7 protein-coding genes are annotated in these 12,456 nt (G+C 54.5%); 6 read left to right on the top strand and 1 reads right to left on the bottom strand.

The features are described from left to right. Position 1: 1 nt before the first annotated feature. A complete protein-coding gene (locus ACZ5FM_RS19305) occupies positions 2-1,114 on the top strand; it encodes an ABC transporter permease (RefSeq protein ID WP_464040967.1) in 1,113 nt (370 codons plus the stop codon). 165 nt (positions 1,115-1,279) lie between these two features. Further along, on the top strand, positions 1,280-4,264 hold the full coding sequence (locus ACZ5FM_RS19300; RefSeq protein WP_464040966.1) for an autotransporter outer membrane beta-barrel domain-containing protein: 2,985 nt from the start codon (positions 1,280-1,282) through the stop codon (positions 4,262-4,264). 91 nt (positions 4,265-4,355) lie between these two features. Here the strand turns inward: ACZ5FM_RS19300 and ACZ5FM_RS19295 are convergent, their stop codons facing one another. Continuing rightward, positions 4,356-7,145: a bifunctional aconitate hydratase 2/2-methylisocitrate dehydratase gene (locus tag ACZ5FM_RS19295; RefSeq protein ID WP_259148789.1), complete on the bottom strand. Its 2,790-nt coding sequence runs from the start codon at positions 7,143-7,145 to the stop codon at positions 4,356-4,358. A gap of 649 nt (positions 7,146-7,794) precedes the next feature. Between ACZ5FM_RS19295 and ACZ5FM_RS19290 the strand changes: the two genes are divergently transcribed. Genes ACZ5FM_RS19290 through ACZ5FM_RS19275 form a run of 4 tightly spaced genes read left to right on the top strand, consistent with a single transcriptional unit; the run spans position 7,795 to position 12,408 of the window. Then, positions 7,795-8,295 (top strand): Csu type fimbrial protein, encoded by a 501-nt coding sequence (locus ACZ5FM_RS19290; protein WP_464040965.1) that lies wholly within the window; start codon positions 7,795-7,797, stop codon positions 8,293-8,295. A 21-nt stretch (positions 8,296-8,316) separates the two neighbouring features. Beyond that, positions 8,317-9,036: a fimbrial biogenesis chaperone gene (locus ACZ5FM_RS19285; RefSeq protein ID WP_464040964.1), complete on the top strand. Its 720-nt coding sequence runs from the start codon at positions 8,317-8,319 to the stop codon at positions 9,034-9,036. Further along, positions 9,008-11,452 carry a fimbria/pilus outer membrane usher protein gene (locus tag ACZ5FM_RS19280; protein WP_464040963.1) on the top strand — a complete coding sequence of 815 codons (2,445 nt, stop codon included), beginning with the start codon at positions 9,008-9,010 and terminating at the stop codon, positions 11,450-11,452. Before ACZ5FM_RS19285 ends, ACZ5FM_RS19280 begins: the two co-directional genes overlap by 29 nt. Then, a complete protein-coding gene (locus ACZ5FM_RS19275) occupies positions 11,449-12,408 on the top strand; it encodes a Csu type fimbrial protein (protein WP_250984503.1) in 960 nt (319 codons plus the stop codon). Before ACZ5FM_RS19280 ends, ACZ5FM_RS19275 begins: the two co-directional genes overlap by 4 nt. Positions 12,409-12,456: the final 48 nt, after the last annotated feature.

Below are 12,456 nucleotides of genomic sequence, written 5' to 3'. Positions count from 1 at the left end.
TTTGTTTTCATCCAACATCTTTCAGCTAGGTTTAAAGGAATTGCGTGGACTGGCACGCGATCCGATGCTGGTGCTGCTGATCCTCTACGCATTCAGTCTGCAAATCTATACCGGATCAAGCGCCCTGCCCGAAACGCTCAACAATGCCGCAATTGCAATTGTCGATGAGGACCAATCGCCTCTTTCCGGCCGCATCAGCACGGCATTCACGCCGCCCTATTTCGTGCCGCCGAAGCTGATCGACATCAGTGAGATGGATCGCAGAATGGATGCGGGGCTTGATACATTCGCCCTCAACATTCCCCCGGATTTCCAGCGCCATGTGCTGGCAAACCAGCATCCGGCAATCCAGCTGAATGTTGACGCAACACGTATGAGCCAGGCGTTCAGTGGCAGCAGCTACATCCAGTCGATCGTGACGAGTGAGGTCAATGAGTTTCTGGAGCGGTACCGCGGTCAAACCAATGTTCCCGTCGACCTGACGCTTCGGGCACGTTTCAACCCGTCACTCGACAAGTCGTGGTTCGGCTCCATCAATAACATCATTACTTCCATCACCATGTTATCGATTGTCCTGACGGGCGCTGCACTGATCCGTGAGCGTGAGCACGGGACCGTCGAACATCTACTGGTCATGCCGGTAACACCCACGGAAATCATGCTCAGCAAAATCTGGTCGATGGGCCTGGTGGTGCTGGTTGCTGCAGGTTTTGCCCTGTTCGGGGTGGTCAAAGGGTTGCTTGGCGTACCGATTGAGGGCTCTCCTTTCATCTTCCTGGTGGGAACGGCACTGTTTCTGTTTGCAACGACATCCATGGGGATATTCCTTGCGACCGTCGCGGGCTCGATGCCGCAATTCGGTCTGCTGCTTATTCTGGTACTGTTGCCGCTTCAGGTGCTTTCAGGTGCAATGACACCGCGTGAAAGCATGCCTGACATCATCCAGCACATCATGCTGCTTGCACCCAACACCCACTTCGTCATCCTCGCACAGGCGGTGCTGTTCAGGGGTGCCGGCCTTGATGTCGTCTGGCCGCAGTTGCTTGCCCTGCTGGTTATTGCCGTCATTCTCTTCACTTTGGCATTACGCCGGTTCCGCAACTTCCTGCGGTAAATCAGGCCCGTTTTTGAGTGCTTTATCTGGCGTGAAACCCTTGTGAATCAGGGGATCGAGCAAAGCCGCCGCACGTTGACAGTTAAGACTTCATTAACCATGCTTGGTTACGAGTCGTTATCTGCCCGCCGATGGTTGTCGGCGCTCGTTAGCATCGGTCGCTAAATGACACATCAACTGCTTCCGGTATTGGCTCGACGTCTCGGGCTTTTCACAGCATTAGCCTCACTGGCCTTTGTCGTGCCGTCGTTTGCGCAGTCGGTGTGGACCGGTAATACGGACAATGAATTCAGCAACGGAACGAACTGGACACCTGCTCTGCCGGGCGCAAATGATGCAGCGGCTGTCAACACTGGTTCCCCGCAGGTCACCAATAACGTCACCGTCAATCAGCTTGGTGTGAATGGCGGTGATGTTACCATCACCAATACCGGGACACTTACGGTGACCAGTGGCAGCACGATCAACTCCGGCAGCCTCGGCATCAATGCTGGTGGCGTCGTGAATTCCGATATCGACCTGAATGGCGGCAACCTGTTTATTGACGGAACGCTCAACGGCAAACTGCAATTGAATGCAGGCAACGTTGCGGTAAATGGCAGCCTAGGTAGTGCTGTGGTGGAAGCGACCACTGCACTTTCCAACAGCGGAACTGTGGGCGATGTTTCTGTGTCCTCCGGCGGGACCTTTACCAATAACACAACTGGCACTGCAGGTGCACTCACCAATGCCGGTACGGCGTCGAATGCCGGCACGCTTGGCTCATTGACAAATATGGCAGGCAACTTCACCAACAACAACCTCGGCGTCATCACCGGAAAGACGATAATCTCCGGCGGAACGGTGACCAACAATTTCCAGATGACAGATGCAGATGTCGCCGCGGCAGCAGATTTCGTCAACAACAACGGCGCAACGGCTGGCAACATCAGAAACTCCGGCACAGTCTCCAATGCCGGTACCATCGCATCCCTGCAAAACGATGCGGGAAGTTTCACCAACAACTTCGGCGGTGCTGTCTCTGGCACAACAACCGTGGCCGGAGGCACTGTCACCAACAATGCAGAGATGAATGCCGTGAGTGTTGGGGCTGGTGGCATCTTTACCAACACAACGGATGGCACGGCCGGTGCCGTTACTAATGCCGGCAACAGTTCAAATGCCGGCGAAATCGCCTCGCTGACCAACACGGCCGGAGACTTCGTCAACAATGCCGGTGGCACAATCACTGGACAGACCACCATTACTGGCGGGACAGTCACCAACAATTTCGAGATAACCGACGCCGACGTTGCAGCCGCTGCAGCCTTCATCAACAACTCGGACGGCATCGCGGGTAATATCAAAAATTCCGGCACGGTGACCAATGCGGGAACCATCGCATCCCTTCAAAATGACGCTGGCTCTTTCACCAACAATAGTGGTGGCGAGGTTACGGGCGCAACGACAATCAATGGCGGCACGGTCGTCAACAATGCAACGCTTGCTTCCGTCGAGATCGGCAATCAGGGCACATTTACCAATAACAGCGGTGCAACGACTGGCGCGGTCACCAATTCCGGCAATGCGTCGAATGACGGTACAGTTGCATCATTGAGCAACAATGGTGGTTCCTTCTCAAACACCGGCATCATCAGTGGTGCGGCGAGCGTCAGCGGCGGTGAATTCATCAATCAAGGAACAGTCACCGGAACGATCGATGTTTTTGACGGCGGCTTGCTGTCCGGCAGCGGTGTCTCCGGCGGATTGGTGATCAATGCCGGTGGCATTCTGTCCCCCGGTCCTGGCCTGCAAACCGTTTCCGTGAATGGTAACCTGACCTTCCGCATCGGATCGACCTACCAGGTGGATATTACCTCAACCGGTCTGTCGGATCAGGTGAACGCCATCGGCACAATTGATATCGAAGGTGGTACGCTTGATATTCGTGCAGCAAGCAACACCTATGGCCTGTCCACGGCCTACACGATCCTGTCGGCTGGCAGCATCACCGGTAGTTTCGACACCATCGCCAGCGACTTTGCGTTTCTTTCCCCGACGCTGACCTACAATCCCACCACAGTGGATCTCAGCCTTGATCGCAATGCTGTGCGTTTTGCTGATGTTGCCCTGACACAAAATGAACGCGTAACCGCAGCAGCCATTGAGAGTCTGGGATCGACAAATGCGCTGTTCATGGCCGTGTTGCCTCTTAATATAGAAACCGCCGAGGCTGCCTTTTCACAGCTTAACGGCGAGGTTCACGCATCTCTCAAAAGCGCATTTCTCTGGGAAAGCCAGTTTCCCCGTAACGCGATCATGGATCAGATGAACCCGCTAATTGCCAGACCCTGGGCAGATCAGGAAGAGCTGTCGTTTTGGACAACCGGCATATTTGCTCAAGGTAATTTCTCTGACAATGGTGTGGCCAGCGGTCTTGATGCCCGTGTAGCAGGCTCACTCATCGGCGCTGATTTTGCCATTTCCGAACAATGGCGTCTCGGCGGCATTCTCGGATACAGCTCTCTTTCCGCAGGTTCTGAGGCCACGGCGGACAGTTATCATGCAGGGCTTTATGCTGCCGGTGACTTCGGTCCTCTTGATATACTCGGCGGCGCCATCTACTCGCGCAGCGATATCTCGACCAAACGCGATATCGCATTCGGCTCCTTCACCGACCGGCTGAAGGCCGATTATGGTAGCGATACTCTTCAGGCGTTTGGCGATATTTCCTGGACGCTGCAACTGGATGATGTCAAGTTGCAGCCCTTCGCCAATCTTGCCTACATCAACCTCAATACGGATAATTTCCGCGAAGATGGCGGTGTCGCAGCCTTGTCTGTTGCTGGTGGCTCCGACAACCTGACCGTCTCCACCATAGGTATGCGCTGGGCTGCCAACCTGCCGACTGACATGCCGGTGATGGTGTCCGGCATGTTGGGTTGGCGCCACGCAATAGGTGATCTTTCGCCCACCTCATTTTTTGCATTTGAGGGTAGCTCACCTTTCATTCTGGAAGGTGTTACCATGCCGCGCGATTCACTGTTGGTAAAAGCTGGCATTACCGCCAGACTTTCCAAATCCGCACGTTTGACACTGAGTTATGCTGGCGAGTTTGCCAGTGGTTTCCAGTCCAATGCTGCCCATGCCAACCTGCAGGTCAATTTCTAGCGTCGACAATAGTTGTCCGGCAAACATCCGCACAAAAGAACAGTGCCCCGAAGTTCTTCAACTTCGGGGCACTGTGTTTCAGGTCAAAATCTTAGTAGTGGACCGACAGGCTATCGATCGGTGTGGTCTTTGGCGGCGCGAACTTGGTCAGGTCGATGCCGTCAACCGCACTGCGGTACTCTTCAATGCTTGGCGTGCGGCCAAGAATCGCCGACAGCACCACGACCGGGGTCGAAGCCAGAAGCGATTCACCCTTCTTCTCCGAGGTGTCTTCCACAACGCGGCCCTGGAACAGGCGGGTCGAGGTTGCGAGAACCGTATCACCCTTTTCAGCCTTTTCCTGGTTACCCATGCAAAGGTTGCAGCCTGGACGCTCAAGATAGAGAATGTTCTCGTACTCGGTACGGTTGGCAGTCTTTGGCTTCAGGTCATCAAATTCGAAGCCGGAATACTTCTGCAGGATTTCCCAATCCCCTTCAGCCTTCAACTCGTCAATAATGTTGTAGGTCGGTGCCGCAACCACCAAAGGCGCCTTGAACTCAACCTTGCCTGCAGTTTTTTCGATGTTCTTCAACATCTGGGCAACGATCTTGATGTCGCCCTTATGCACCATGCATGAACCAACGAATCCAAGGTCAACCTTCTTGGTGCCGCCATAGTAGGAAACCGGGCGGATCGTGTCGTGCGTATAGCGACGGGAAACGTCTGTATTGTTGACGTCAGGGTCAGCGATCATTGGCTCGTTGATGATGTCGAGATCCACGACAACTTCTGCGAAGTACTTTGCGTTGGCATCCGGGCTCAGAGCAGGCTTTTCACCCGAACGGATTTCGGCAATGCGCTGATCCGCCTTGGCAATCAGGCCCTTCAGCGTACCAACAGCATTGTCCATGCCCTTGTCGATCATGATCTGGATACGCGACTTGGCAATTTCTAGCGACTCGATCAGGGTCTCGTCCTGCGAGATACAGATCGACGCCTTGGCCTTCATTTCAGCCGTCCAGTCGGTGAATGTGAAGGCCTGGTCAGCGAGAAGCGTACCGAGGTGAACTTCAATGATGCGGCCCTGGAAGACGTTGTCGCCATGCTGCTTGAGCATCTGCGCCTGTGTGGCATGAACAACGTCGCGGAAGTCCATGTACGGCTGCATCGTGCCCTTGAAGGTTACCTTGACCGACTGCGGGATTGGCATTGTTGCCTCACCGGTGGCCAGTGCCAGCGCCACGGTGCCAGAGTCTGCACCAAACGCAACCCCCTTGGACATGCGGGTGTGGCTGTCGCCGCCGATGATGATTGCCCAGTCATCCACGGTGATGTCGTTCAACACCTTGTGGATGACGTCGGTCATCGAGTGGTAAGCGCCCTTCGGGTCACGCGCGGTGATAACGCCGAAGTTGTTCATGAAGGACATCAGCTTTGGAATATTGGCCTGTGCCTTTTTGTCCCAAACGGAAGCCGTATGGCAACCGGACTGATAAGCACCGTCAACCAGCGGCGAAATGACGGTCGCCGCCATCGCCTCAAGTTCCTGCGCAGTCATCAGACCGGTGGTGTCCTGCGAACCAACAATATTTACAATTACACGGACATCGGAGCCGGCATGCAATACCTTGCCTGGCGTCACGCCAACAGCGTTGCGGTTGAAGATCTTTTCAACAGCCGTCAGGCCCTGGCCTTCGATTGAAATTTCCTTGTTTGGCGCAAAGACCGCAGTCGGCTCAACGCCGAGGGTCTGGGCGGCAAATGTCTGGAGCTTCTTGCCGAAAACGATAGCGTAAGAGCTACCGGCCTTCATGAACTCCATCTTCTGGGGTGTGAAGGCTGCAGCAACATCAACCAATTCGTTGCCATTTTCATCACGAAGTTTTTTACCCTTCGCGTCGATTTTCAAAACAGTGCCGGTTTCTACCGAGAACTGCTGTTCCAGGATCGGGTTGCCATCATTGTTGAGGATCGGCTTGCCATCGTCACCGGTCTTCTTGGTCCAGTTCTTCAGGTTGATACCGATGCCACCGGTCACGTCGACAGTGGTCGCGAAGATCGGTGAGATACCGTTGGTGCCCGCCACGATTGGCGCGAAGTTGACGAAAGGCACATAAGGGCTGGCCTGCTTGCCAGTCCACAGCGCAACGTTGTTCACGCCGGACATACGCGACGAACCCACGCCCATCGTACCCTTTTCGGCGATCATCATAACGCGCTTGTCAGGATGCTGCTTCTGCAGTGCGACAATCTCCGCCTGCGCTTCAGGCGTGATCATACACTGACCATGCAACTGGCGGTCGGAACGCGAATGGGCCTGGTTACCCGGCGACAGAAGATCGGTCGAAATGTCGCCTTCAGCTGCGATGAAGGTCACAACCTTGATTTCGTCTTCGACGTCAGGAAGCTTGGTGAAGAATTCAGCCTTGGCATAGCTTTCGAGAACGCTCTTCGCGACGGCATTGCCAGCCTTGTAGGCATCACGCAGACGGAACATGTCGGCATCATAAAGGAAGACTTGGGTCTTCAACACATCACCGGCCTTGGTTGCGATTGCAGCATCGTCACCGAGCGCGATATCGAGCAGAACCTTGACCGAAGGACCACCCTTCATGTGGGACAGGAGTTCGAGAGCAAACGTCGGCGTAATCTCGGGCACGACCGCTTCGCCAAGGATGATTTCCTTCAGGAACGCAGCTTTGACACCTGCTGCACTGGTGGTGCCTGGCAGCGTGTTGTAGATGAAGAATTTGAGGGCATCGGCGCGGTGTTCGCTACCTGCATCCTTGATCAGCGCAATAATCTCACCGACGAGAGCTCCGTCATCAATCGGCTTGGGAGCGAGCCCTTGAGTTTCTCTGCTTTTGATCTCAGCCAGGTAATCCAAATAAAGGTTCATCGTAATCCCAACGTCATAATGTGTATGGCGCTGAAACGCAGCGCCACCAAACGGTATTGTTAATCGGCCAAAGGGTCGTGCAGGTTTCGAGTACGTCAACAAAGGCCGACTTGCAAGATACTGCATTTCAGTAAAAAAATATTACTTCGGTTTCAGCGAAAAACTTTAAAAAACCGCGCCGCGCAGGGTGGTTAAGCCGCAAACCTCTAAATGCTTAAATTCGTGCCGTTTGATGCCAGCGATGTAATCGCAACCGGGCACTTAACGAGGCAGGTCCGAGACATCAGGGAAATCTAAACTTGATAACAGCGCCTCTTCAGTTGGCAAATTTCACGTCCGGTAAGGACATAATCATAAGGGCCGCGAAAACAGTTGGCAGATGTGGCTGGCAGTTGCCGGGCAGACAATTTCCGAACCTGCTAATTAATGCGTTGATAATAAACAATTTTACCCCGCAAGATCCGCCAAATTCTCGATAAGTAATTGTACTACATGTTCAATTTCGCCCGGTAGTTATTCGGGTTCGGAAATTAAGAATTTGTTAACCCAATCTAAGCGAACATTAGCAAGTTCTTATTACTCGTTATTGGAGTATTCGTTCATTGCCCGGCGCCGGCCAACTTGCGGTGCAATGGCACAGGGAGAGAGCATGAAGTTCGCACCAATACGCTATTTTGTTCCGTTTGTTTCGCTGATGTTTTTGCCCGCCGTCACCTTTGCGCAGACATCTACATCGACGAACTTCACGGTGCAGATCACCATTCAGGCAGCCTGCCAGATTAACTCTGCCGCCAATCTCAATTTTGGAACCAATGGTGTTCTCGCGGTCAATGTAGATGCAACCAGCCAGATTATCGTGCAGTGCACGACGGGCACGCCATTTAGTCTAGGTCTAAGTGCGGGCGCTGGGACGGGCGCAACAGTTGCGACGCGTTTAATGACCGGCCCCGCCTCGGCCACAATCGCGTATAGCCTCTATAGAGATGCCGCACACTCACTTGTTTGGGGCAACACGGTAGGCACGGACAGGTTGACCGGAACAGGAACCGGCGCGGCACAGCCTTTTACTGTGTATGGGCGTGTTGGGCCCCAAAACACCCCTGCTCCTGGCACTTACACGGATACCGTGACGGCCACACTCACTTATTGATCGCCAAAGGGAGGATCGCATATGCGTCTTTTTACTTTAGCGGCTGCGTTACTTGCCGGTTTGTATGTTTCACCTTCTCACGCAACCTCTTTACGGGTCTCCCCCGTCATTTTGGATCTTAGAGCACCAGCAGCGACGTCCAATCTGCGCATCCGCAATGATGCCAAAACAGCGATCAATGTTCAGGTCCGGATTTTCCGCTGGACCCAACAAAACGGCTCGGATGTCTTAACGGCGGTAGACGATGTTGTTGCAAGCCCACCGATCACACAACTCAAACCCGGAGCGGAAAATCTCGTCCGCATCGTGCGGCTCTCCAAGGCGCCTGTGAAGGCTGAAGAGAGCTACCGCGTCATGGTCGATGAATTGCCAACACAGGGTAAACTTCGATCCGGCACGATCAATCTCGTTGTCCGCCATTCCATCCCTGTCTTTTTCTCGAAAGACGATGCCAGCGAGGCGCAGCCAACATGGTCTGTGACACCCAAGGGCAATGGCTACCAGGTTACCGTCTCTAATAAAGGCTCCAAGCGCTTGCGCGTTGCCAATCTCAAGCTGCTCAACGGAAGCGGTCAAGCGGTTGCCCAGCAACAGGGACTTGTTGGCTATGTACTCGGAAAATCCGGTGCAACCTGGCTGGTGCCGGCAGCGGGCGGCAAGCGAGGCGGCGGCACACTGAAAATTTCCGCAGATAGCGAAAGCGGCACTGTCAATGCGACGGCGCGCGTTAAAGGCGGTTAGCCTTGCCGTTTTGACGATTGCAGGTTTGACGATCATTTCATCGCGCAGTTTTTCCCAGGATCAGGATTTACATCCTGATGCTTCACCCCCCTCTGTTGCCGCCGAGGAGGTGAGAGAGTTACAACTTGAAGTCTATATCAACGATGTTTCAACAGAACTGATCGCCACCTTTCGTCAAAACAGCACCGGCTCGCTCCTGATTGAGCCGGTTCAATTAAGAAATGTCGGAATTATCCCGGTTGAAACTGCTGTCGGTGCCGATGGTTGGGTTGATATCGCCAAGCTGCCGGATGTCAGCTGGCGTTACGACGAAAGCAACCAGTCCATCTATTTTTCGCTTTCGACGGAAGCCCGCGCCAGCAAGGTCATCGACGCCTCCGGCCAAACCGATGCGCAAGAGGACGAAGAAGAAAAAGAACGAGCCACGAGCGATCTGGGAGGTTTGGTGAATTACACGATCTACGGATCATCCGGCGGTAAAAGCTGGTCGGACATTGTCGAATATAACGGCGTCTCGGCCTTGCTGGAAAGCCGTGTTTTTGGCCCACTCGGTGTCTTGTCATCCTCCCAGGTCCTGAGCACCTCAAAGGTCGAGCAGTTTGACAGCAATCGCCTCGACACCACTTGGAGCTATTCCGATGAAGATAGTTTGACGACTTATCGAGCAGGCGACCTGATTACCGGCGGGCTGACATGGACACGCCCAATGCGGATGGGTGGAATACAGATACGCCGCAACTTCGATCTGCGGCCGGATATTGTCACGATGCCAATGCCGGATTTTTCAGGCTCCGCTGCCGTGCCTTCCACCGTCGATGTCTATGTCGACAATATCAGACGTATCTCGCAGGAGGTGCCTGAAGGTCCGTTCTCCATTACAAACCTTCCCGTGGTCAGCGGTGCCGGCAATGCACGGCTGGTGGTGCGCGATGCGCTGGGACGGGAGACCGTGTCGGAAACACCGTTTTTTGCATCGGCAGATTTGCTGGCTCCCGGCCTCATCGACTTTTCCGCCGAACTCGGTTTTGCCCGCAACAATTACGGCATCTCCTCATTTGACTATGACGAGAATTTTCTCGGCTCCGCGACCGTCCGGTACGGCTTGACCAACAAGTTGACCGTAGAAAGCCATACCGAAGGCGGCGAGGAATTTTATAATGTCGGGCTTGGTGGTGTTTTCACACTCGGCGCATTCGGATTGGGCACCGTTTCGGGTTCCACCAGCCACTTCCGGGAAGACAGTGGCTATCAGCTATCGGCTAGCGTCGAAGCAGAATTGCTGGGAATGCAGGTTTTTGCTCGCTCGCAGCGGGCGTTCGGCGATTACCATGACATGGCATCCGTCGCGGCAACCAGATCGAAAAATGCAACGGCTTTGAATTTGGTGAACGCCCGCCCGGCGCGTTCGCTTGATCAAATTTCCCTCTCCACCCAACTCAGCTTCGATGAAGCAAGTCTCAACTTTTCCTACACGCAGCTGGAAACTTTTGATGAAAGAAAATCCCGGCTGCTCGGCCTTTCTGTCACACGGCCTATCGGCGAAAACGGCAACGTCTTTATCACCGCCTACAAGGATTTGGCGGATAAAAAATCCTATGGAATTTTTGCCGGTCTCTCCTGGACATTCGGCGGTGGCATTTCTACCTCTGCAGGCTTCTCGTCCAGTGCCGATGGTTATTCCGTTACGGCAGATGCTGTCAAATCCGAGCAACAAACCGAGGGCAGTTATGGGTGGCGGTTGCGCGGCTCACGCGGCAACAATGATATCATTTCAGCCTCGGCCAGTTATCGCGGCAGCGGTGCACGGGTTGCAGCCGGTGTCGATCTATTCAACGGCAGCACCCAAGGCCACGTACAACTGGATGGCTCAGTTGCCTTGGCTGGTGGTGACGTTTTCTTTGGCAACCGCATCGATGATGCTTTTGCCGTCGTTGATGCCGGCGCGCCGGGTGTCGAGATTTCGCTGGAAAACCGCCCCATCGGCCAAACCAACCGCCGGGGCAAGATCTTGCTTCCGAACTTGCGGTCTTATGATGCCAACATGATCACGCTCGACCCGGCCAACCTGCCAATCGATGCGCGAATTGACCGAACCAAACAGACGGTGATTCCGACGGAAGGCGGCGGTTCCGTCGTTGATTTCAAAGTGGAGACCGGCGGTCACGTCGCGCTGGTGACATTGAAATCAGAAAGCGGAGATGTCATCGAAACAGGGTCTTCCGGCACCATCGATGGCAATGACGAAAGTAGTTTTGTGGTCGGCTACGACGGACAGGCCTATCTCGAAAACGTCTCGAACAAGCACCGACTTCTTATTCATCAGCCGACCAAAGGCGACTGCGAGGCGCAGATCGTTATTGGATCGACCACGGAGACCCGTGCAACCCTTGAAGCGACATGCAGGAGCGTTCAATGATGATGCTGACCCGTGCAGGCCTTGCCATCGCAGCCTTTCTTTGCGCCGCACCGGTGCTGGCGCAAACATGCAGCTTCAGTATGACGGATATGAATTTCGGTTTTGTCAATCTGGCAAGCGGCGCGGCCGTGGATACAACGGCCACATTAAATGTGACCTGCACCAACCCGTTGGCACTAGGCCTGTCGGTGCGCATCTGCCCCAATATCAACGCAGGCAGTGGCGGCCAATCCGGCGGCATCCGCCGCATGCTTCAGGGCAGCAACATACTTAATTATCAACTGTATCAAAATGCCGGAAGAACAACACCTTGGGGTTCCACCACACAAACGGCACTGGGTTCGCCACCGCCTATCGACCTATTGCTACCCATTCTGCCACCACTGCTTGGCAGCACCAGCCGCACCGTCTACGGCAGAATTTTAGCCAGTCAGGCATCTGCTGCGCGCGGTATCTATCTCTCGAGTTTCGCTGGCGCGCAAACCAGCTTCACCTATACGACCTATACGTTGCTGGCACCGAATTGCTCTGACGTTACTCAGAATCCAACACTGGTCCCGTTTAACGTAACGGCGGCTGTGGAACCGGCATGCCTTGTGTCGGCGCAGTCGATCAACTTCGGCAACCATGGCGTTCTCAATAGTGCAGTCGATGCAAACGGGGCGATCACACTGACCTGTACTGCGAACCTTGCCTACAGCATTGCCCTCAATGGCGGATTGAGCAATAGCCCGCCTGCTGCGCGGCAGATGGTCTTGGGAAGCTCATCGGTTATTTACGGGCTCTACAGGGACGCCGCTCGATCCAGTGTCTGGGGCAGTGCCGCTGGACAGGTGGTCACCGGCACAGGAACCGGGACATCACAGAGCGTAACCGTCTACGGTCGCGTTCCGGCACAAAACACGCCGACGCCGGGGCAATATAATGACACGGTTGTTGTGACGGTCAGCTATTAGCCGATGGCCACCGTATCAAAAGCCTCCTGCCACGCATAAGCGGCAAGA

The organism is Agrobacterium sp. 5Ca50 (assembly GCF_055381905.1).
Note: the sequence above shows the minus strand (reverse complement) of the source record. Positions and strands in the feature narration are given on the sequence as shown.

Coding starts and splice junctions, on each gene's coding strand:
- ACZ5FM_RS19295 (WP_259148789.1), bottom strand. CDS start 7,145: ATGAACCTTTATTTGGATTACCTGGCTGAGATCAAAAGCAGAGAAACT.
- ACZ5FM_RS19285 (WP_464040964.1), top strand. CDS start 8,317: ATGCGTCTTTTTACTTTAGCGGCTGCGTTACTTGCCGGTTTGTATGTT.
- ACZ5FM_RS19275 (WP_250984503.1), top strand. CDS start 11,449: ATGATGATGCTGACCCGTGCAGGCCTTGCCATCGCAGCCTTTCTTTGC.
- ACZ5FM_RS19300 (WP_464040966.1), top strand. CDS start 1,280: ATGACACATCAACTGCTTCCGGTATTGGCTCGACGTCTCGGGCTTTTC.
- ACZ5FM_RS19280 (WP_464040963.1), top strand. CDS start 9,008: ATGCGACGGCGCGCGTTAAAGGCGGTTAGCCTTGCCGTTTTGACGATT.
- ACZ5FM_RS19290 (WP_464040965.1), top strand. CDS start 7,795: ATGAAGTTCGCACCAATACGCTATTTTGTTCCGTTTGTTTCGCTGATG.